General features: G+C 72.4%; 22 protein-coding genes. 9 read left to right on the top strand and 13 right to left on the bottom strand.

What is annotated here, in order from left to right; genetic code table 11:
* Positions 1–4: 4 nt before the first annotated feature.
* From ACIBCT_RS18050 to ACIBCT_RS18040, 3 genes are read right to left on the bottom strand one after another with little or no spacing between them, the layout of a single operon-like run.
* Positions 5–892 (bottom strand): carbohydrate ABC transporter permease, encoded by an 888-nt coding sequence (locus ACIBCT_RS18050; RefSeq protein WP_399189807.1) that lies wholly within the window; start codon positions 890–892, stop codon positions 5–7.
* Positions 889–1,878, bottom strand: coding sequence for a carbohydrate ABC transporter permease (locus ACIBCT_RS18045; RefSeq protein WP_399189805.1), 990 nt, complete (start codon positions 1,876–1,878; stop codon positions 889–891). The genes ACIBCT_RS18050 and ACIBCT_RS18045 overlap by 4 nt, the downstream gene beginning before the upstream one ends.
* 16 nt (positions 1,879–1,894) lie before the next feature.
* Entirely contained in the window at positions 1,895–3,181 is a 1,287-nt protein-coding gene (locus tag ACIBCT_RS18040; protein ID WP_399189803.1) for an extracellular solute-binding protein, read from the bottom strand.
* Between the two features lie 137 nt (positions 3,182–3,318).
* Between ACIBCT_RS18040 and ACIBCT_RS18035 the strand changes: the two genes are divergently transcribed.
* The 3 genes from ACIBCT_RS18035 to ACIBCT_RS18025 all read left to right on the top strand — a co-directional run bounded on the left by ACIBCT_RS18035 (position 3,319) and on the right by ACIBCT_RS18025 (position 5,217).
* Positions 3,319–4,053: a GntR family transcriptional regulator gene (locus ACIBCT_RS18035; protein ID WP_399189801.1), complete on the top strand. Its 735-nt coding sequence runs from the start codon at positions 3,319–3,321 to the stop codon at positions 4,051–4,053.
* 83 nt (positions 4,054–4,136) lie between these two features.
* Positions 4,137–4,823, top strand: a complete 687-nt coding sequence (locus ACIBCT_RS18030) for a nucleoside/nucleotide kinase family protein (RefSeq protein ID WP_399189799.1) — start codon at positions 4,137–4,139, stop codon at positions 4,821–4,823.
* A 181-nt stretch (positions 4,824–5,004) separates the two neighbouring features.
* Positions 5,005–5,217, top strand: a complete 213-nt coding sequence (locus ACIBCT_RS18025; RefSeq protein ID WP_399189797.1) for a hypothetical protein — start codon at positions 5,005–5,007, stop codon at positions 5,215–5,217.
* Positions 5,218–5,277: 60 nt separating this feature from the next.
* Here ACIBCT_RS18025 and ACIBCT_RS18020 read toward each other — a convergent pair whose 3' ends face one another.
* On the bottom strand, positions 5,278–6,579 hold the full coding sequence (locus ACIBCT_RS18020) for an endonuclease Q family protein (protein ID WP_399189795.1): 1,302 nt from the start codon (positions 6,577–6,579) through the stop codon (positions 5,278–5,280).
* Between the two features lie 261 nt (positions 6,580–6,840).
* Here ACIBCT_RS18020 and ACIBCT_RS18015 point away from each other — a divergent pair, with 261 nt between their 5' ends.
* Entirely contained in the window at positions 6,841–7,659 is an 819-nt protein-coding gene (locus tag ACIBCT_RS18015; RefSeq protein WP_399189793.1) for an SAM-dependent methyltransferase, read from the top strand.
* A gap of 368 nt (positions 7,660–8,027) precedes the next feature.
* Positions 8,028–8,966: a dTDP-glucose 4,6-dehydratase gene (gene rfbB, locus ACIBCT_RS18010; protein ID WP_399189791.1), complete on the top strand. Its 939-nt coding sequence runs from the start codon at positions 8,028–8,030 to the stop codon at positions 8,964–8,966.
* A gap of 145 nt (positions 8,967–9,111) precedes the next feature.
* Here rfbB and ACIBCT_RS18005 read toward each other — a convergent pair whose 3' ends face one another.
* From ACIBCT_RS18005 to ACIBCT_RS17990, 4 genes are all read right to left on the bottom strand, one after another.
* A complete protein-coding gene (locus tag ACIBCT_RS18005) occupies positions 9,112–9,792 on the bottom strand; it encodes a response regulator (RefSeq protein ID WP_399189789.1) in 681 nt (226 codons plus the stop codon).
* Positions 9,789–10,913 (bottom strand): sensor histidine kinase, encoded by a 1,125-nt coding sequence (locus ACIBCT_RS18000; protein ID WP_399189787.1) that lies wholly within the window; start codon positions 10,911–10,913, stop codon positions 9,789–9,791. Before ACIBCT_RS18000 ends, ACIBCT_RS18005 begins: the two co-directional genes overlap by 4 nt.
* A 14-nt stretch (positions 10,914–10,927) precedes the next feature.
* The gene (locus ACIBCT_RS17995) at positions 10,928–11,848 is read right to left on the bottom strand and encodes a DUF4429 domain-containing protein (protein ID WP_399189785.1); all 921 of its coding nucleotides are present in this window, start codon (positions 11,846–11,848) and stop codon (positions 10,928–10,930) included.
* 240 nt (positions 11,849–12,088) lie between these two features.
* Complete coding sequence (locus ACIBCT_RS17990) at positions 12,089–12,319, bottom strand: hypothetical protein (protein WP_399189784.1); 231 nt, start codon at positions 12,317–12,319, stop codon at positions 12,089–12,091.
* A 229-nt stretch (positions 12,320–12,548) separates the two neighbouring features.
* Here ACIBCT_RS17990 and ACIBCT_RS17985 point away from each other — a divergent pair, with 229 nt between their 5' ends.
* Entirely contained in the window at positions 12,549–13,145 is a 597-nt protein-coding gene (locus ACIBCT_RS17985; RefSeq protein ID WP_399189782.1) for a dTDP-4-dehydrorhamnose 3,5-epimerase family protein, read from the top strand.
* 13 nt (positions 13,146–13,158) lie between these two features.
* Here the strand turns inward: ACIBCT_RS17985 and rfbD are convergent, their stop codons facing one another.
* Positions 13,159–14,025, bottom strand: a complete 867-nt coding sequence (gene rfbD, locus ACIBCT_RS17980) for a dTDP-4-dehydrorhamnose reductase (RefSeq protein WP_399189780.1) — start codon at positions 14,023–14,025, stop codon at positions 13,159–13,161.
* Positions 14,026–14,293: 268 nt separating this feature from the next.
* Between rfbD and ACIBCT_RS17975 the strand changes: the two genes are divergently transcribed.
* On the top strand, positions 14,294–14,890 hold the full coding sequence (locus ACIBCT_RS17975) for an ArsR/SmtB family transcription factor (protein WP_399189778.1): 597 nt from the start codon (positions 14,294–14,296) through the stop codon (positions 14,888–14,890).
* A gap of 10 nt (positions 14,891–14,900) precedes the next feature.
* Complete coding sequence (locus ACIBCT_RS17970) at positions 14,901–15,656, top strand: SRPBCC domain-containing protein (RefSeq protein ID WP_399189776.1); 756 nt, start codon at positions 14,901–14,903, stop codon at positions 15,654–15,656.
* Between the two features lie 109 nt (positions 15,657–15,765).
* On the opposite strand, the gene ACIBCT_RS17965 is transcribed toward ACIBCT_RS17970, so the two are convergent.
* Entirely contained in the window at positions 15,766–16,854 is a 1,089-nt protein-coding gene (locus ACIBCT_RS17965) for a hypothetical protein (RefSeq protein ID WP_399189773.1), read from the bottom strand.
* Positions 16,854–18,017, bottom strand: a complete 1,164-nt coding sequence (locus ACIBCT_RS17960) for a hypothetical protein (protein ID WP_399189771.1) — start codon at positions 18,015–18,017, stop codon at positions 16,854–16,856. Before ACIBCT_RS17960 ends, ACIBCT_RS17965 begins: the two co-directional genes overlap by 1 nt.
* 217 nt (positions 18,018–18,234) lie before the next feature.
* Here ACIBCT_RS17960 and ACIBCT_RS17955 point away from each other — a divergent pair, with 217 nt between their 5' ends.
* Positions 18,235–19,605 (top strand): helix-turn-helix domain-containing protein, encoded by a 1,371-nt coding sequence (locus ACIBCT_RS17955; protein ID WP_399189769.1) that lies wholly within the window; start codon positions 18,235–18,237, stop codon positions 19,603–19,605.
* An 89-nt stretch (positions 19,606–19,694) separates the two neighbouring features.
* On the opposite strand, the gene ACIBCT_RS17950 is transcribed toward ACIBCT_RS17955, so the two are convergent.
* Both ACIBCT_RS17950 and ACIBCT_RS17945 read right to left on the bottom strand, forming a co-directional pair.
* The gene (locus ACIBCT_RS17950; RefSeq protein ID WP_344893202.1) at positions 19,695–20,231 is read right to left on the bottom strand and encodes an NUDIX hydrolase family protein; all 537 of its coding nucleotides are present in this window, start codon (positions 20,229–20,231) and stop codon (positions 19,695–19,697) included.
* A 137-nt stretch (positions 20,232–20,368) separates the two neighbouring features.
* Positions 20,369–20,839, bottom strand: coding sequence for a TipAS antibiotic-recognition domain-containing protein (locus tag ACIBCT_RS17945; protein WP_399189767.1), 471 nt, complete (start codon positions 20,837–20,839; stop codon positions 20,369–20,371).
* Positions 20,840–20,862 lie beyond the last annotated feature (23 nt).

Genomic DNA, 20,862 nt, shown 5'->3' with positions numbered 1-20,862 from the left:
GATCTCACCCCTTGACGGAACCGGCGATCATCCCCGAGGTGACCCTGCGCTGCAGGACGAGGAAGACCAGCAGCACCGGGAGCATGAACAGGGCCGAGGCGGCCATGGTGGCCCCCCAGTCGGTGCCGAAGACGTTGCTGAACGAGGAGAGCCAGACGGGCAGCGTCCGGTCGTCCTGGTTCTTGATGATCAGTGCGTTGGCGAAGGCGAACTCGTTCCAGGCCGTGATGAAGCCGAACAACGAGGTGGACATCAGGCCGGGGGCGAGCAGCGGCAGGACCACCCGGCGGAAGGCGGCCGGCCGGTCGCACCCGTCCATCATCGCGGCCTCCTCCAGCTCGGGAGGGATCGCGGCGAGGAACCCGCGCAGGGTGACGATGGTGAACGGCAGCGTCGTCATGAAGTAGATCAGGCTGAGCATCGACAGTTTGTCGAGCATCCCGGTGTCACGGGCGATGATGAACATCGACACCAGCAGTGCCTCCCAGGGGGCCATCTGGGCGATGAAGACCATCAGGATGAACGCCTTGCGCCCGCGCCAGCGCATCCGGGCCACCGCGAACGCGGCCAGCAGCGCGACCACCAGGGCGAGCAGCACCGCGCTCACGGTGACGACGAGGCTGTTGCGCCAGAACGTCCAGAAACCGTCCGCGCTCACCGCGGTCGCGAAGTGCTCCAGGGTGGGATGGGCGGGCCAGAAGGTCGGGGTCTGCGACTGGATGTCCCTGGTGGGCTTGAACGCGGTCAGCACCATCCAGTAGACGGGGAAGACCGAGACGGCCAGCACGGCCAGGGCCGCCAGGTTCAGCGGCACGCGGCGCAGGAGACGGACGGGTGCCGGACGGGCCTGCCGGATCGGCCGGGCCGGCCGGGCCGGTGCCAGCGTGGTCACGGTTCCTCCCCTTCGTGCTTGAGCATCCGCCGCAGGTGGACGACCAGCAGGGCGATCAGGATCAGCACGGTGAGGGTGGAGATCGCCGAGCCGAGGTCGTACTTGTGGAGCGACTGCGCGACCTGGAACGCGTAGACGGGCAGCGTGGTGGTGGCCTCTCCGGGGCCGCCCTTGCTGATCGCCCAGATCTGGGCGAAGCACTTGAACACCCAGATCACCTCCAGCGAGGTGATCAGGCCGAAGAGCGGCCGCAGGATGGGGAAGGTGACGGCGGTGAAGACCTGCCGCCCGTTCGCGCCGTCGATCCGCGCGGCCTCGTACAGCTCCGACGGGATGGTGGTCAGGCCCGCGTACAGGGTGAGGGCGGCGAACGGCACGGACTGCCAGACGACCAGGGCGACCAGGATGGCGAACGTGGACGTGCCGTCGGCGAACCAGGTGTAGTCCCTGAAGGACTCGAACCCCAGCGTGACCAGCAGCCAGTTGACCACCCCCAGCCGCGACTGGAACAGCCACTGGAAGATCGTGGTGGCGGCGAGGACGGGGGTGGCCCAGGTGAGCACCAGGCCGCCCAGCACGGCCAGCCGCATCGTCCGGCCCAGCCGGGCGACCATCAGCGCCACCGCGGTGGAGATGACCATGATCAGGACGACGTTGACGGCCGTCCAGATCAGGGTCCTGCGCACCACGGCCCAGAACTCCGCCCCGCCGAGCACCTCCGCGTAGTTGCCCAGGCCGACGAACTCCGCCCCGCCGCGGATCAGCTCGCCCGTCCTGAAGTGCTGGAAGGAGATGACGACGCTGCGGACGAGCGGGTAGAGCAGCAGGTAGGCGGTGCCCGCCAGGGTGGGCGCGATCAGCAGGTAGGGCCACAGGCCGGCGATCCGGGACGGCCGTGCCCCGGACCGCGCCGCGGGCGGCGCCGGTGGCGGTACGTCCCGGTCGGGGGCGTGCCGCCGGTCGGGGGCCCGGGAGGGGGCGGACATGACGCTCCTCAGCTCCTCAGGACGTGGTGTTGAGGATCTCGGCGATGTTCCGGTCCACCTCGGCGGCCTCGGTGGCCGGAGTGCCCCCGGTGAGCACCCGGGTCATGTACTCCTTGATGAGGTTCTTGGCCTCGACCGCGGCCCAGTTGGGGGAGTTGGGGGTGGCGTGACCGTTGGCGGCGCCCGCGGCCATCGCGGCCGTGGCCTCGTTGCCGTCCAGCACGCCCGCCAGGGAGAGGCGGTTGGGCACGTAGCTCATCTCCTTGGCCATGTCGGTCTGGAACTCCTCGCCCGCCAGCGCCTTGACCACCTCGTACGCCGCGTCGGGGTTCTTCGAGGCCTCGGGGATGACCAGGTCGGAGCCGCCGGTGAACACCGCGCCCGGCTTGTCGGCGGTCTTGCCGGGGATCGGGAAGAAGCCGAGCTTCCCCTTGAGCTCGGGGTTGGCCTTCTCGATCGCCACCGCGCCGCCCGGGGCGGAGATGAGCTGGGCGACGTCGCCCTTGGCGAAGACGTCGGCCTGCGGCGGCCTGGCCTCGTCGGAGTCCTTGGGGCCCTTGCCCAGCGCCTGGAGCTTTCGGTAGAACTCGATCGCGGCCAGCGCCTGGGGGGTGCCGAGGCCGCCCTTCCAGGTGCCGCCCTCGTTGACCGCGAGGTCGCCGCCCTCGTCCCAGACGAACCCGGCGAAGGTGTACCAGTTCTGGCCGGGCAGGTAGATGCCCTGGTCACCGCCCTTGTTGAGTTTCGCGGTGACCTCCAGCCACTCGTCCCTGGTCTTCGGCGGGGCGGTGATCCTCGCCTTGGCGAACAGGTCCTTGTTGTAGATGACCACCCGGTTGGCGGCGTACCACGGGATGCCGTACTGGCGTCCCTCGATCCTGCCCGGTTCGGCCAGGCCGGGCAGCCAGTCGGAGCCGCCCAGGTCGGCGACCTTGTCGGTGAGGTCCTTCACCCCGCCGCTGGCGGCGTACTCGGCGACCTGGGTGTTCCCGACCTCGATGACGTCGGGGGCGTCGTTGCTGGCCAGCGCGCTGGTCACCCGCTGCCCGATGCCGTCCCACTCCTGGATCTGGATGTCGAGCGTGACGCCGGGGTGGGCCGCCTGGTAGCGGGTGCGGAAGCGGTCGAGCAGGGCGTCGGAGAAGCTGTCCCGCATCACCCAGACGGTCAGGTTCGCGCCGTCCTTGCCCTCGCCGGCCGAGCCGGGCGGGCCGGACGAGGAGGACGGTTCGGAGGAGCCGCACGCGGCGAGGCCGGCGACGAGCGCCAGCACTGCCGTGGTGGCGCGGAGACGGTGCCTCATCGGTGCTCCCACAGGTCAGATATTGGTAACTAATTGGCTTGCTCCGCATAGGGTGGCTCTTACCAGTTCCCCCGTCAAGACCTGATTTTTCCCGGGCAACTGGTAAGAAATAGGTAAGAGGTTGGTAGGCTGGGAACGTGACACTGAACATGAGGTCCGGGCTCAAGCGCGACCGGGTGCGCGACGTCCTGCTCGACCTCATCGCCGACATGAGACCGGCCGAGGCGATCCCCTCGGAGCGGGATCTGTGCCGGGAACTCGGCGTCTCCCGGCCCACCGTCCGCGCGGCGATCGACGACCTGGTCAGGTCGGGGCTGCTGGTGCGCGAGCACGGGCGCGGCACGTTCACCGGCCCGCACCGGGTCACCCAGGCGCTGGCCTCGACGACGGACAACTCGTTCTACGCGCCGCCCGCCGAGGGCACCTGGCTCAGCCGCATCATGGAGTTCGGCTCCGCCCCGGCGGGCGCGCGGCTCGCCGCCAGGCTTCAGCTCTCCCCGGCCGACCCGGTCCTGCGGGTCGTGCGGCTGCGCGTCGTGGACGACGAGCCCATGGCGATCGAACGCATCCACCTGCCGTACGCCCTGGTCGCCGGTCTCGTCCCGGCGGACATGGAGTCCGGCTCGTTCTACCGGTTCCTGCGGGAACGCTTCGGCGTCGACGTCCGCACGGCCGTGCAGACGATAGAGCCCACCGTCACCGACGAGACCGAGTCCGAGCTGCTGCACGTGCCCCAGCACGCCCCCGCCCTGCTCTTCGAGCGCACCGCCCGCGACGTCGGCGGCCGGATCGTCGAGTTCACCCGCTCGATCTACCGCGGCGACCGCTACCGGGTGACCTCGGAGCTGTCCTTCAACGCCGACTCCGGGTGACCTCCGGGCCGGGCCGCGGTCCCGCGGGACGGGGCGGACGGGGCGTGCTGGAGGACGGAGGGCGGCTGGGCTACGTTCGGGGGATGACGTCCCTCGACGACCTGGCCGTCCGGGCCCGCTCCCTCGTCCGCGACGGGCGGCGCGCGCTGCTGGGCATCACCGGGAGCCCGGGGGCCGGCAAGAGCACCCTCGCCGAGCATCTGGTCGCCCTGCTGCGCCCGGCGCCCCCCGAGGGGCTCCCGGCCGGGGAATGGGTGGCGTACGTGCCGATGGACGGCTTCCACCTCGCCGACGCCGAGCTCGACAGGCTCGGCCGGCGCGACCGCAAGGGGGCTCCGGACACCTTCGACGCGGCCGGTTACGCGGCCCTGCTCCGCCGCCTGCGCGACGACGAGGACGAGGTGGTCTACGCGCCCGCGTTCGAGCGCGACCTGGAGCAGCCCGTCGCCGGGAGCATCCCGGTCCCGCGGGCCGCCCGGCTCGTCGTCACCGAGGGCAACTACCTGCTGCTCGACCGGGGCGACTGGGCGCGGGTACGTCCCCTGCTGCACGAGACCTGGTACTGCGACCTCGTCCAGGACGAACGGGTGCGCCGCCTGGTCCGTCGCCACGAGCGCTTCGGCAAGGACGCCGGCACCGCCCTGGCCTGGACGCTCGGGACCGACCAGCGCAACGCCGACCTCGTCGCGGCCACCCGCCCGCGCGCCGACCTCGTCGTGCCCGACGCGGTCCTGCGCTCGATCGGCGACCCTGAGGCGACGGCCGGCTGACCTGTGCGTCCCGGTGCCGGGTCCGGGGGCCGGTCGACGGCGCGGTCCGGAGGCCGAACGCGGCTCGGTCCGAGTCTTGATCATCGGTGTGGTTCGCTGTGACCGGCGCCCGGTAATACCCCCGCCGTACCGTTCGCACACCATGGGGGGACACATGTCCGTTGCCCGCTTTTTCACTGCCGTGACCCTCACCGCCGCGGCGGTGTCGCTCGCCGCTCCGGTGGCCTGCGCCGACCCCATGCCGCCGCGACCGGTCTCGGAGGAGGGCTACCCGCCCTCGGGAACGCTGACCGTCAAGAACGGCGACCTCACCGAGACCTGGACGTGGAGGCCGGGGTACGAGGCGTACCAGAGCAGCAAGAGCAAAGAACAGCGGATCAGGGAAGACCACTGACCACCCCGCCCCGCCCGGAAGCGGTGCGGGGCGGGACCCGGGCGAGGACCGTCGGTACACCTAGAACAGGGTCGGGGCGGCGGCCGTGCCGGCCCCCTTCGGTTCGTCCGGCGCGAAGAGGTGGATCGTGCCGAACGTGCCGTCGTACCCGGGGTCGCGGATCACCTCGCCGCGGCGCAGCCGGTCGACGGCCTCGGCGAGCGGTGACGAGTGAACGGCGATGTCGTCGACCGGCACGTCCTGCAGGATGGACAGCTCGGGGCCCAGCGCCGTCGTGAGCTCGTCGAGCAGCTTGACGACCTTCTTGCTCTTCGGTCCCACCCCCAGGACCTCCCCCACGATCTCCGGCAGCGGCACCAGGCTGCGGAACTCCACGGCGTCGTCCGGGCGGAACCCCTCGGACCGGTCGGCCAGCTCCTCGACCCGGCTCAGCACCCCGACCGTGAGCGGCCTGCCGCACACGGGACATCTCCCGCCCAGCTCACGCGTCTCGGCGGGGTCGAGCCGGACCTCGCAGACGCGGTGCCCGTCGAGGTGGTACTTGCCCTCCTCGGGGAAGAACTCGGTCGTGCCCGCGTACCCCTCACCGGTCCGCAGGGCCCGCAGCACGGCGAAGTAGTCCAGGTCGGTGTCGAAGACCGTGGTCTCGCGGCCGAGCATGGGCGGCGAGTGCGCGTCGGAGTGGCTGACCAGCCGGTAGCGGTCCAGGGCGGAGACCCGCCGGTTCATCGCCGGGTCGCTGGACAGGCCGGTCTCCAGCGCGAAGATCTCCTCCGACAGGTCGCCGTAGCACTCCTCGACCGTGTCGAACCCGGCCTTGGACCCGAACACCCCGAACCAGGGCGTCCAGACGTGGGCGGGCACCAGGTAGGCGCCGTCACCGCTTCCCAGGGTGAGCTCCAGCAGGTCGCGGGAGTCCATCGCGAGGACGGGACGGCCGTCCGCGGCCAGGTCGCCGACCCGTTCGAGCTCGCGGTTGAACGCCGCGGCCTCGTCGAAGCCCGGCATGTAGATCAGGTGGTGGATCTTCCGGGTACGCTCGCCGCGCCGGTAGATCGTGGACACCTCGCTGGAGAGCATGAACCGCACCTGGCCGGGGACCACGCCGGCCGGCAGCGCACCGCCGACGTCGGCGGCCGGGCCCGAGGCGAGGTCCTCGCGGAGCCGGAAGAGCCCCGGCTCGGCCGGTACGAGGCTCTCGCGCAGCCGCTCGAACCACACCGGGTGCGTGAAGTCGCCGGTGCCCATCAGCGCGATGCCCTTGCGCTGCGCCCACCAGGTCAGATGCTCCAGATCGCTGTCCTTGCTGCAGGCCCGGGCGTACCTGGAGTGGATGTGCAGGTCGGCATGGAAACGCATCATGACACTTTGCCACAGTGCGACAGGGGCGGCCGACGGCCCGCCGGGCGCCGTGCCCGTCCTCGCCCGCTCCCGCCCTCATCCCGTGCCCGCCCTCATCCGTGCCCGCCCTCACCCCTGCCCGAGGGAGCGGGGCGGGGGGACGGCCTCGCGGACGACGGGGAGAAGGCTGCCGCTTCTGTCCTGCGAAGTCAGGATTTTTCGATAAAGATCCAGAAGGTCGTAGGTGTTCCCTATCATTCCGGGTCAACGGGGAGGAGGGACATGACCGATCACGACGTCATGCCGGAGGGGATCGATCCGGGCGTTCCGAGCGTCGCACGGATGTACAACCACTATCTCGGGGGCAAGGACAACTTCGCCGCGGACCGGGCGGCCGCGGAGGAGTTCATGCGGGTGCTGCCGGGCATCCGCGAGATGGCCTGGGCGAACCGGGCGTTCCTGTCGCGGGCCGTCACCCTCCTGGCGCACCAGGGGGTGCACCAGTTCCTCGACGTCGGGTCGGGGCTGCCGACGCGGGAGAACGTGCACGAGGTCGCCCACCGCGTCGCGCCGCAGGCCCGGGTCGTCTACGTCGACATCGACCCCATCGTCCTGGCGCACGGCCGCGCGCTGCTGCAGGACACCCCCCTCACCTCGGTCGTCCGGGCCGACGTGCGGGAGCCCGAGGCGCTCCTGGCGCACCCGGAGATCGGGGACGTCCTCGACCTCACCCGGCCGGTCGCCGTGCTGCTGGCGTCGGTGCTGCACTTCGTCCCCGACGAGGCCCTGGTCACCCGCCTGATGAGCGTGCTCCGCGGGCGCCTCGTCCCGGGAAGCCACGTGGTCCTCTCGCACGCCTTCGAGGGCGACGTCGACGACGAGACGCGCGAGGCCGGCCAGCGGCCCTACCGGCTGACCGGCGCCGGAGGGCTCACCTCGCGCGGCCCGGAGCGGCTCGCCGAGCTGATGGACGGGCTGGAGATGCTGGAGCCGGGGGTCGTACCGGTGCAGGCGTGGCGGCCCGAGCGCCACGGGGACGAGGAGGAGGTCCCCGTGGACCTCACCCTGCCCGCCATCCTCGCCGTCGTCGGACGTCGCTGACCGGTGCCGCCGGTCGGTGACGCCGGTCGGTGACGCCGAACGGTGACGCACCGACGTGCGGACCGGCGTGCGGACCGGCGTGCGAGCCGGAGGGCCGGGGGTCGGGGGCCGGGGCCGGGGCCGGGGCCGGGACAAGTTTTACGGCGCCCTGGCCCTCGCGGTACGGCGCTTGCCCCGGCCGGGGGTAGGGGGAGGACGTCGCGTCGGAACGATCCGCGACCGGTCGTCCTTCCCGGCCACCACCGGCCGGAACCGTACCGCGCCCGGTACCGGCCGGTGGCGGGAGGCCGGCGGGCGGGGAGCGGACGGCGCGTGCCAGGTCCGGTCCCCGGCCGCGGCCGGTTCCCAGCGAAAGGCGCAGCCCGTCCATGAGAGTCCTCGTCACCGGCGGCGCCGGGTTCATCGGCTCGCACTTCGTCCGTACCCTCGGCCAGGACCGGGTCACGGTGCTCGACCGGCTCACCTACGCCGGTGACCGGGCCAACCTGGAGGGGGTGCCGCACGACTTCGTGCACGGGGACGTCTGTGACGCCGAACTGCTCGGCCGGGTGGTGCCCGGCCACGACCTCGTGGTCAACTTCGCGGCCGAGTCGCACGTCGACCGGTCGATCGAGGGGGCGGCGGAGTTCGTCCGCACCAACGTGCTGGGCACCCAGACGCTGATGCAGGCCTGCCTGGAGGCGGGCACGCCCAGGATCGTGCAGGTCTCCACCGACGAGGTGTACGGGTCCGTCGAGACCGGCTCCTGGGACGAGGACGCCCCGCTCCGCCCGCGCTCACCGTACGCGGCCTCCAAGGCGGGCGGCGACCTGATCGCCCGCTCCTACGCGGTCACGCACGGGCTGCCGGTGTCGATCACCCGGTGCGGCAACAACTACGGGCCGTACCAGTTCCCCGAGAAGGTCGTCCCGCTCTTCGTCACCAACCTGCTCCAGGGGCGCAGGGTCCCGCTGTACGGCGACGGCGGCAACGTCCGCGACTGGATCCACGTCGACGACCACTGCCGCGGCATCCGCCTGGTCGCCGAACGCGGTGAGCCCGGGGAGGTGTACCACATCGCCGGCACCGCCGAGCTGACCAACCTGGAGCTCACCGGGAGGCTGCTGGAGGCGCTGGGCGCGGGATGGGACATGGTCGAGCGGGTCGCCGACCGCAAGGGCCACGACCGCCGCTACTCGCTCGACGACACCAGGCTGCGCGCCCTCGGCTACCGCCCGCGGATCGCCTTCACCGACGGCCTGGCCGAGACCGTCCGCTGGTACGCCGACAACCCCTCCTGGTGGAAGGGCAAGCGGCAGACCGGCTGAGCGGCCGGGTCCTCACCCGGCCGGACGCGCGGGACGGGCCCGGTCACACGGGGGACGGGCCCCGGTGTGATGGACGGGCCCCGGTCACAGCGGGACGAGCCCCGGTCATGAGGGACGGGTCCCGGTCGTGAGGGACGGGCCCCGGTCACGGGGGGTCGAGCAGGCGCGCGTCGTGGACGAGCAATGCGACCTGCACCCGGTTGTTGAGGTCGAGCTTGGTCAGGATGCTGGACACGTGCGTCTTCACCGTGGCCAGGGTGAGGTGCAGCAGGACACCGATCTCCGCGTTGGACATGCCCCGGCCGACCGCGAGCGCCACCTCGCGCTCCCGGTCCGCCAGCCGGGCCAGCCGCTCCCTGGCCCGGGCGCGGCGCTCGTCGCCGTCGGCGTCGGCGACCCGGGCGATGAGGCGGCGCGTCACCGAGGGGGAGAGCACCGGGTTGCCCAGGGCGACCTGGCGCACCGCGGCCACGATCTCGGCGGGCGGGGTGTCCTTGAGCAGGTAACCGGCGGCTCCGGCGCGCAGCGCGCGCAGGACGTGGTCGTCGGCGTCGAAGGTGGTCATCACGATGACCTCCGGCCCGCCGGGGCCCGCCCGGAGCGCCTTGGTCGCGGCCAGGCCGTCCATCACGGGCATCCGGATGTCCATCAGGACGACGTCGGGGCCGTGCAGGCCCGCGAGGGAGATCGCCTCCCTGCCGTCTCCCGCCTGCGCGACGACCCGCAGGTCCGGGGCGCCGCCCAGCATCATCGCCAGCCCGGCCCGTACCAGGGGATCGTCGTCGGCGATGAGCACGGTGACCTGCGGCGGTGGTGGAGAGGTCATGTCGGCCAGGGTAACCAGGCCGACAGCCTCCAGCCACCTTCGGCGGTGGGGCCGTGCTCCAGTCGCCCCCCGACCAGGTCGACCCGCTCGGCCAGGCCGAGCAGCCCGCGTCCCGGGCTCCCGCCGCGCGGGGCCGCCGGGACCCCGGAGGCGGAGTTGAGCACCTCGACCGTGAGCCACTCACCGGGCCTCCCGGCCGTGCGCACCGACACCTCGGCGCCCCGGGCGTGCTTGCGGGCGTTGGTCAGGGCCTCCTGGACGATCCGGTACGCCGTCCCGCCCGCCCGCGCGGGGACGGGCTCGGCGACCTGCCGGCTCAGGTGCACCCGCATCCCGGCCCGCCGGGACTCGGCGACGAGCTCCTCGATGTCTGCCAGGGACGGCTGCAGCAGCTCACCGGCCGGGGCTCGCAGGACGCCGATGACCTCCCGCAGGTCCTGCAGCGCCTGATGGGCGCTCTGCCTGATCACGCCGGCGGCGCGGGCGACGTCCTCGGCCGGGGCGTCCGGGTTGAACTCCAGGGCGCCGGCGTGCACGCTCAGCAGGGAGAGCCGGTGCCCGAGGACGTCGTGGATCTCCCTGGCGATCGTCTCGCGGACGCGCTGCTGCGCCTCGGCCTCGGCCCTGGCGGCGCTCTCCCGCAGGGAGACGAGCAGCCGGCGCCGGTGCTGCACGAACAGGCCCCAGCCGGTGGCGGCGCTCTGGGCCACGAAGCCTATGGTGAACAGCACCACGCCCGGGGTGCCGGGCATGCTCCGGGTCATGACGAAGATCACGCTGGAGACCATGCTCAGCGCGAAGACGAGCGCCGTGGTCCGTGTCGACCGGTGCACCGCCACCGTGAACAGGGCCACCAGCAGCGCGCCCGCGGTCAGCTCGAAGAAGGCCGACAGGACGATGAGGACCAGGACCAGGCCGACCGGCCACCGCCGGCGCGCCCAGAGCGCGACGCAGCTCAGCGCGCCGACCAGCTGGTCGAGCCGGAAGGCCCAGAGCGGTATGTCCAGCGGAGGCGCGGCCAGGCGGTCGGAGAGCGTCAGCGCCCCGACGGCCGCCGCGGCCAGGAACAGGCCGATGTCCACGAGCCAGTCGCGGACGCTGCGCCGGGAGGCGGACGGCACGGGCCCCTCCCCGCTCAGGTCTCTTCGAGACGGCGCAGCAGTGACCGCTTGGCCGAGGTGAACTCCTCGTCGGTGAGCACCCCCGAGCGGTGCAGCTCGCCGAGCTCGCCCAGGCGGCGCACCACGGCGTCGTGCTCGTCGAGTCCGGCCGCGCCCCGCGCCGGGACCCGCCCGTCCTCCGGCCCGTCCGGGGAACGCCGGTCGTCCGGTGCCGCCGGGAGCGCGGCCAGGGTCCCGGCGTGGCGCGGCAGCCTGGCCAGCACCGCGGCGGCGACCAGGGCGCTCGCCCCGCCGTAGCGCTGCAGGCCCCACGACAGGCAGTGGACGTCGTTCTCCGGTGACCGGGCCGGAACGGCCTGCCGGAGCCGGAACCGGAGGCGCCCGTACCCCACCCCGCTCTGCGGGGCCCACTCCACGCCCTCCAGGTCGCTCACCAGGAACGTCTGCGAACCCGCCGTCTGCTTGATCGACGTGGCGAACAGGGTCCAGTCGATGCGGACCCGCTCGCCGTCGAAGCTCACCGTGCCGTCGCCCGCCGAGGCCGACACCGGCACGGCGGGGCCTGGGAGCAGGAACTCCTCGCACGGGCCGCCCGGCACCCCTTCCAGCGCCAGCGCCGAACGCACCTCGTCGACCAGGTACTCGGCGGTCCAGGCCCGGTCCCTGGGGACGGCCAGCCGGTAGGGGTCGGCGGAACCCGAGAGCCTCCCGGCGACCACGTCGCTCAGCGGATCGGCTCCCGGTCGCAGCCGGAGCTGGAGGTCGCCGCCCTTGCGCGAGGGCTCGAACGAGACACCGGCGATCGCCACCAGGGGGATCGTCACCTCGCCGAGGGTCCTGCGCAGCTCGTGCGTGTCACCGCCCCCTCCCGGCACGATCCGGAGGGTCTCGCTGTCGAACGTCCACGAACCGCTCGGGACGAAGATTTCGGCCATGCCGTCACCCTAAAACATCGCGGCACACGGCGACCGTTCCGGGGAGGCCGCCGGGCGCATGCCCCGTTCGGTATCGGCCTCTTTCCCGCCCTCCGGCCGTGATTTCCGTTCTTTTCTTCCGGGGGCATCGGCACGCCGTTCTTTTCCGGCCTTCCGGAAAGACCCCTTTCAATGGCGGCCGTGCGTTCACGGAACCGACGGCCTCGGTACGGAGGGCATCGGGCCGGGAGGGGGTTCGCCCTATGATGACGGAGCCCTTTCTGCGGCGATCATCATAATGAGGCCGAGCGCGGCCAGGATCAGATTCGCGTAGATCTCGCGGCCTTCGAGGAAGGCGACGTTGCCGACGACGACACGGTTGAAGAAGTTGAGCACCGGACCGAAGAAGGGCTGGCCGACGAGATGGTCGATCGTCCCGCTGACCCCCTGGAGGGCGAGGACCAGACCGATGAACTGGATGGATTTCCGCACGTTCCGAGGTTAGGGGTGTTCGTCACAGGGGGAATCGGTCGTTGGGATTCTCCGGCCCGACCAAGGTGGCCGTACGGGAGGGATTCTCCGACGAAAGTATGAGGCGCTCCGACTTCGGTCGCCCGGGACGTGATCCGGGTTACCGTATAACGGCGGCGGGTCGCGACGGGAAAGGCCGTGGCGCCTTCCTCGCGGCGCGGCCGTACGACATGGAGCAGGAGCAGCCCGAATGAAACCCATGGAGATCGAAGGCGCGTGGATCGACGCTCCGAGAATGCACGTCGACGATCGCGGAGGTCTTCATGAATGGTTTCGTGAGGGGGATTTCCGCACCGCCACCGGCAGGGACCTGCGGCTCTCCCAGGCGAACTGTTCCGTCTCGCGGCGCGGCACCCTGCGCGGAATCCACCTCGCCGACGTCCCGCCGGGCCAGGGGAAGTACGTCAAGTGCGTGCGGGGAGCGGTGCTGGACGTGGTCGTGGACGTCCGCGTCGGCTCGCCGGGGTTCGGCCGCTGGGAGCTGGTGCGGCTGGACGACGAGGACCACCGCGGGGTGTTCCTGTCCGAGGGGCTGGGACACGGCCTGCTGGCGCTGACCGACGACGCGACCGTGATCTACCTCTGCTCGGAGGGTTACCGCCCGGCCAGGGAACACGGCGTGCACCCGCTCGACCCCGAGCTGGGCATCGCCTGGCCCGCGGGCGTCGAACCGCTCCTGTCGCCCAAGGACGCCGCGGCGCCCACCCTCGCCGAGGCACGCGACCGCGGACTGCTCCCCTCGTACGAGGAGTGCCTGGCCTTCTACGCGTCGAGGTCGTACCCGTAGCCCGGCGGGCGGGTCACCGCCGGACGAGACGGCCCGACGGGTCCAGCCGGGCCGCGCGGAGCGCGTCCCGCCAGGGACGGAGCGGTTCCAGGCCCATCTCCGGCGACCGCGTGTCGTCCAGGACGCTGAAGGCGGGCCGGTCGACCGGGCTGCCGAAGGCCGCCGACGTCGTCGGGCGGACCCGGTCCGGATCGGCGCCGGCCAGCCGGAAGATCTCCCGGGCGAACTCGAACCAGGTGGTGTCGCCGGAGTTGGTGGCGTGGAACCTGCCGGTCGCCGAGCCCAGGCCGCCGATCGTGACCAGCCGGTCGGCGAGGTCGGCCGCCCAGGTCGGCTGCCCGCGCTGGTCGTCGACCACGTCGACGGTCTGCCGCTCGGCCATGAGCCGGAGCATGGTGCGCACGAAGTTCGATCCGTGGGCGCCGTACAGCCAGGCCGTCCGGACGATCGCCGCGGAGGGCAGCAGGCCGAGCACGGCCTCCTCCCCGGCCAGCTTGGTCCGCCCGTAGGCGGTCCGCGAGCCCGCCGGGTGGTCCTCGCGGTAGGGAACGGTGGCGTCGCCCGGGAAGACGTAGTCGGTGGAGATGTGGACCAGCCGGGCGCCGTGGCGGGCACAGGCCGCGGCGAGGAACCGTGGCCCGTCGGCGTTGACCCGGTGCGCCTCCGGCTCGTGGTCCTCGGCCGCGTCCACGGCCGTCCACGCGGCGCAGTTGACCACGACCCTCGGGGCCAGCGCCCGGAAGGCGGCGTCGATCCGGTCCGGGCGGCAGATGTCGAGGTCCCGGTGGCCCAGCGCGGCCACGTCGTGCCCCCGCTCGCGCGCCCGCGCGACGACCTCGTGGCCCAGCATGCCGTTCGCTCCGGTGACGAGCCAGACCATGACGTCCCCTTCGAGCGGCGGCTGTGCGGACCCCCGGGGGCAGCGTATCCGCGGGTGGGGCCACAGGTGAGGCCGCGGGATTGTTCAACGGCCGAATCCCCGGCTCCGGTCCGGACGCCACCCGGCCCGAGGACACCGAACACCGGGACGACGGGAATCGGGACGACGGGAGTCGGGACGGAGAGCGGGACGAGGGGAACCGGGCCGAGGAGAACCGGCAAACAATGCTGCTTTGACAATTAATTTTGTCGGCGGATAGTCTTCGGTCATGCAGGAGATCGCCGTGATCGAGGACCCGGCCGCCGCCGAGGTCTCACTGGATCCCATCCGGGCCCGGCTGCTGGCCGAGCTGAGCGAGCCCGGCTCCGCGACCATGCTGGCCGCCAAGGTCGGCCTGCCTCGCCAGAAGGTCAACTACCACCTGAAGACCCTCGAGGCGCACGGGCTCGTCGAGATGGTCGAGGAGCGGCGCAAGGGCAACGTCAACGAGCGCATCATGCGCGCGACCGCGGCCTCGTACGTGATCTCACCGACCGCGCTGGCGTCGGTCGAGCCCGATCCGGCCCGTTCCCCCGACCAGCTCTCGGCGAGCTGGCTGCTGGCCGTCGCGGCCCGGCTGGTCCGCGACGTCGGGGCGCTCATCGGTGGTGCCGCCCGGGCGCGAAAGCGCGTCGCCACCTTCGCGATCGACGGGGAGGTGCGCTTCGCCTCGGCCGCCGACCGGGCCGCGTTCGCCAGGGAGCTCGCCGGGACCGTCACGGCCCTCGTGGCCAAGTACCACGACGAGTCCGCGGAGGGCGGCCGTGACCACCGGATCGTCGTCGCCGTCCACCCGAGCGTGACGCCGCCGTCCACCCGAGCGTGAAGGAGCCTCGATGCCTGAAGGAGCCTCGATGACCCACCCGTTCGAGCTGAACCAGGAGATCGAGCTCGCGGCCACGCCCGAACAGGTCTGGGACGCGATCGCGACCGGGCCGGGCGTCGACTCCTGGTTCATGGGGCACTCCGAGTTCGGCACGTCCGCCGGTGAGCCCGCCTTCCTCACGGTGATGGGACGCACCGAGCAGTCCACGATCACCGCGTACGAGCCGGGCGCCCGTCTCGGCATGCGCGGGGAGGAGGCCCCCGACGGCCGGTTCATGGCGACCGAGTACCTCATCGAGGGGCGCGGCAGCGGCACGACCGTGCTGCGGATCGTGCACAGCGGCGTGCTCGGCGACGACTGGGAGACCGAGTTCGAGGCGATGAAGGCGGGCTGGCCCCTCTACCTGCGGACCCTCGGGCAGTACCTCGCCCACTTCACCGGCCGCACGCCGTCGGTCACGACGGTCTTCCGGCCCGGTGCGGGCGGCGCGGACGCCACGTGGAAGACCGTCACGGAGGCGCTGGGCGTCACCCCGGACGTCGGCGAGGGCGACGAGGTCCACCTTCCGGACGGCTCCACCGGGGTCGTCTACCACGTGATCCCGCACGCCGGCCTGGGGGTCCGGACCGGCCAGGGCCTGTACCGGTTCGTCCACTCGGGCGACGACCGCGGTGACGTGCTCTACCTCGGCCACCAGAACTTCACGGGCCGCGACGAGCAGGCCGCGTGGGACGCCTGGACGGCCGAGCGCTTCGGCCGCCGTTGACGCCGGTGCCGGTATCGGTGCCGAGCCGGTCGGGGAGCCGGCGACCGCGGGACGCTCCCGCGTACGGGACGAGAGCCCGGTCACGGGGTGACCGGGCTCTCGCGGGGGATCAGCGGATGGTCAGGGGACGGTGGGTGGTGAAACCGGTCCCCGCCGACAGGCCGTCGGTCAGGCGACGGTGGTCGGTGCCGTAGTCCCGGCGCTGCTGGTACGCCCAGTAGGAGGTGCGCCTGGCGTCGGCCCACCGATCGAAGATGATCACCCGTCGTGCGGTGGCCGGGCCGGTGGACCTGATGATCAGGTCACCGGAGCGCAGCTCGGCGACCGGGATCGGCCTGCTGTGGCGGGCGGAGGACAGCCCGCGCGAGTCGGGCCCGGGGGCCGCGAGCCGCAGCGCCATGGAGGCGTAGCCGGAGCCGTCGGTCCGGTAGCCGCCGTGCAGCCCGGTCTGGCTGTACGGCACCCGCTGCGCGGTGCCCGGCTTCCAGGTCTTCGCGCGGGCGACGACCTCGGCCCGTGTCACACCGCTCGCCGGCCAGAGCGCCGAGACGATCATCTGCCCGTCCGCCGCCTGCGGCTGGTAGCGCTCGGGGTACTTCGACACCTGGACACGCTGGCAGACGTCACCCACCACGGCCGTCCGCCATGACCCGTCGGGGTACTTGCGGAGCATCTTGTCGAGGAACGCCCCGGTCGACCAGGCCACGTCCAGCCGCTGGGCGGCGGTTCCCCACGACGCCCGCTGCTGGAACACGCCCAGGCTGTCATGGTCGACCTCCCGGTTGATGTTCCGCACGCCCGTCTCGATGACGGCCGTGGTGATCGCGATCACCGCGGCCTCCCGGGGAAGCCCGCGGGCGCGGACCGCCCCGACCACCGCCCGGGCGCAGGAGACGCGGTAGCCGTCCATGTAGCCCCGCATCTTCATGGTCAGCCGGGTGTTGAGCACCCCGGCCAGTGCCGTGTCGTCCGCCGTCACCCCGGCCGGATCGCACGGGGAGGTGGGCAGGGGGGCGGCGGAGAACGCCGCCTCCGCGGGAGCGCCGAGCACGGCCGGCAGGGGCGTGGCGGAGGCGGCCGCCCCCGCGGGTGTGCCGGAGGCGGTCACCACCGTGGCCGCCACGGCCGTCGCCAGCAGGATCGCCCCCGCGATCCCGGCAGGTGCGGGCGGGGCGGCGTGGGGTCGTGACCGGGGCACTAGCGGATCCTCAGCGAACGGTAGGCCTTGAACTGGGTGCCGGCGGTCAGGCCGTGCTTGACCACGCGGTAGTCCGTGCCGTAGCCGGTGCGCTGCTGGTACGCCCAGTAGGAGGTCTTCTTGGCGTCGGCCCACTTGTCGAAGATGACCACCGCGCGGGCGGTGGTGCCGCCCACCGGGTCGATGACCAGGTCGCCCTGGAGCAGCTCGGTCATCTTGATGGGACGGGTGTAGGTGCTCTTGGCCAGGGCGACCGTGTTGGGGCCGGGCTTGGCCAGGCCGAGCGTCATGGAGACGTAGCCGGAGCCGTCGGCCCGGTAGCCGCCCTGCAGCTTGGTCTGGCTGTAGGGAACGCGCTGCGCGGTGGCGGGCTTCCAGCTCTTGGCCCGGGTGATCACCTGGGCGCGGGTGACCGTGGCGGGCGGCTTGGGCGCGTCCTCACGGATCTTGTTCGCCCGGTAGGCCTTGTACTGGCTTCCCGACGACAGGCCGTAGGTGCGCGTCCGGTAGTCCGTGCCGTAGCCGCCGCGCTGCTCGTAGGCCCAGTAGGAGGTCTTCTTGGTGTTGACCCACTTGTCGAAGATGACCACGTGGCGGGTGGTGTTGGTGCCGATGGCGTCGATCACCAGGTCGCCCCTGCGCAGCTGTGACATGGTGATGCGCTTGGTGTGGGTGCTCTTGGCGAGCCCGACGGTGTTCGGGCCGGGCTTGCCGAGGCCGAGCGCCATGGAGACGTAGCCGGAGCAGTCGGTACGGTAGCCGCCGCGCGTCTTGCTCTGGCTGTAGGGCACGCGCTTGGAGGTACCGGGGTTCCAGGTCTTGGCCCGGGCGATCATCTGCGAGCGGGTGATGGTGGAGGCGGCGAAGGTGGTCGCCTCCTCCTCCGTCGTCACGTCGGGCTCGCCGTACTCGTCCGCCGGGGTGCCGGGCGGGGGCTTCTCGGTCTCGTCGTCGGGGTCCGGCGCCGTCGTGTTCGTGGGCGTCGGGGTCGGGGTCGGCGTGGGGGTCGGGGCGGGGGTGGTCGCCGCGACGGCCGGCTGCTCGGCGAGGGCGAGGGGCGCCGCCTGTGCGGACGTCGCCGTCACCAGACCGCCTCCGCAGACCACCGCGGTGGCCAGCGCCAGATATCCCGCTGTGATCCAGGAGTTTCGGGTCGAGGACATGTGCTCTCCTTGTTCCTGCCGTTGATCGTTCGGTCGGACGAGGACACACGTTGGCAGGAAATTCCTGAAACACATCGTGAAATTGATGAAGTCGGGACAATAGCTACTAATGGGACCGACGTGACCTGCAATGACTCAGACCGCTGAGACAAGGTTGGGACGAATCACCGTGGTGAATGGAACCGGGAACACGAGCCGGAACCGGCGGCAGCGACCGTTGTCGGACGATCTGCCTGAGCCGACCCGTGTTCTTCTGCAGGAGCTGAGAGCTCTGAGGGAACGGGCGGGGCTGGATCTGCGCGCGCTGGAACAGGCGACGCACGCGAGCCGGTCGTCCTGGGGACGGTGGCTCTCGGGAGAGACGTGGATCCCCCTGGACGCCGTGGAGGGACTCGCCCGGCTCTGCCGGGAGGACGAGAGAAGGTTCCGGGGGCTGTGGGAGGCGGCCGAACGGGACCGGCGGGCGGCCGACCTCCCCGACACGGGGCAACGGGTGCGCGAGACCGCCGGGGACGAGCCCGGAGCGTCCGTGCCGGGGGCCGGGTCGACCCCCGCCGAGCGGGGCGCGCCGGCGTCGGCGTCCGGCGCACCCGTACCGGATCCGGGGCCGGTCGTACCGGGGCCGGGGACGACCGTGCCCGAGTGGGACGCGCCCGTACCGGAGGCCGGGGCGGCGCCCCTGTCCAGGACCGGGTCCGTGTCCGGCTCCGGAGCCGGCGCGCCCGTCCCCGGAGCCGGCGTGACCGTCGCCGGGGCCGGGGCCGGGGCCGGGTCGACCGTGCCCGTTCACGGGGGGAGCGGGCCGGACCTCGGCGTGACCCTGGTGGAGCGCGGCCCGGTCGTGCCGGGGCCCGGGACGCCCGTCCCCGGGTACGGCGCGCCCCCGACGGGTGCCGGGGTGACGGTGCGGGATCTCGACGTGACCGAGCCGGGGCTGGGCATGGCCGTGTCACGGCCGCCGTCGGGCCGCTCGCGACGGCGGTTCCTGATCGGGACGGCGGTGGGCCTGTCCCTGGGCATGGCCGCCGGGGTCGCGATCGGAGGGTCGGTCCTGATGAACCGGAAGGACGAGGACCCCGAGCCCCCGGGCGCGGCCACCGGCCAGGCCACGGTGACCACCGCGGGCAGGGCCGCGGCCATCGACCGGGAGACGGTGATCGAGCGGGCCGAGAGCTGGCGTCCGGGCACCGAGCAGCGCGTGCCCTACAGCCAGCTCAAGAAGCACGACGGGTACCGGACCGACGGCTCGGGATACGCCTCCATGGCGCTCGGGCTCCGAAAACCCGGCCCGAACACGATCAGCCTGGCCTCACCGGGCCTGAGCCGCCGCATCAAGATGTCCGAGCTGATGCGCGGGGACCTGGTGATCGACCCGGTGGGCGGCAACACCGCCCGCGCGGTGGTCATCTTCGACAGATGGGCCGACTCCGGGCGCACCTCGTACTGGGCGTACCAGCAGCGCGCCCAGTACGGCACCGACCACCGCGTCGTCCGGCACGGGCTGGTGCCGGGTGACGACTTCCGCGCCTACCGTCCGGTCAACCTCCGCGACGGCGCCACCGGCCAGGACACCGCCGCGCCGGAGTGACCGGCCGGGTGAGAACGGGGGCCGCGCCGGAGACCGGCCCGGTCCCCGGTCCCGGTCCCCGGACGCCGGTCCCCGGTCCCGGACGCCGGTCAGAACAGGCAGCCGACGTGGGCGAGGGCCTGCTTCAGCAGGACGCCCTGGCCGCCGGTCATCTCCTGCTGCACCATCGGCGACGAGGCCTCCCGCGGCGTGAACCAGACGAGGTCGAGGGCGTCCTGGCGGGGACGGCAGTCACCCGTGACCGGCACGACGTAGGCCATGGACACGGCGTGCTGCCGGGGGTCGTGGTAGGGCGTGACCCCGGGGGAGGGGAAGTACTCGGCGATGGTGAACGGCTGCGGGGAGGCGGGGACCTGCGGCAGCGCCGTCGGACCGAGGTCCTTCTCCAGGTGGCGCATGAGCGCGTCCCGGACGCGTTCGTGCAGGAGAACGCGCCCCGAGACCAGCGCGCGGCTGACCGCGCCGTCGCCCCCGATGCGCAGGAGCAGGCCGACGTGCGTGACCACCCCCGCCTCGTCGAGGCGTACCGGTACGGCGTCGACGTAGAGGATCGGCATCCGCTCGCGGGCCGATTCCAGCTCCTCGGGGGAGAGCCAGCCGGGCGTGGTTTCGGTCATTTCGGTCATTGGCCGATCGTACTTCGCGACCAGGCCCGCAGGCGCGATCCTCGCTGCGGTGTTCCGCGACGGGCTCGGGCCCCCGCCGTGCCCACCCCCGGACTCTCCCGGCCCCGCCGCCGGATCCGGTGGCGGATCCGGTGCCCCTACGGTCCTGCGGTCCCGGAGGCGCGGTCGGCGTTCGCCCTGATCGCCGTCCGCAGCCACTCCGCCGCGCCCGGCCGGGTGTTCGCCTCGATGCCCGCCCGGAAACGCGGGTCGTCGACGTACAGGTCGCTCTTGCGCACGTGGAACTCGTGCGTCATGTCGTAGAACCAACGGGCGATGTGCCGCCGCTGCGCCTCGGCCACGTCCATCGCCGCCTCGCCCGACGGGTCCTCACCGGCGTCCATCAGCTCGCGGATCCGCGCCTCGATCGCCGCGTTGTCGCGGTTGATCCGCTCCCACTGCTCCTTGCCGTAGGCCGCGACGCGCTTCGCCGACTGCTCGTGCGCGGTGGAGTCCCCCCACCGCTGCTCCACCTCGTCGAGGTACTCCTCCTCGCGGTCGGCGAACTCGCCCCACACCTCGCGCTTCTCCTCGGGGGTGAGCGGGGACCGGATTCTTCTGTCGTTCATGGCGCCGACCGTAGGGACTGACG

This window comes from Streptosporangium sp. NPDC050855, from assembly GCF_044456585.1.
GTDB lineage: Bacteria > Actinomycetota > Actinomycetes > Streptosporangiales > Streptosporangiaceae > Streptosporangium > Streptosporangium longisporum.
This window is presented reverse-complemented; position numbering and strand designations above follow the sequence as displayed.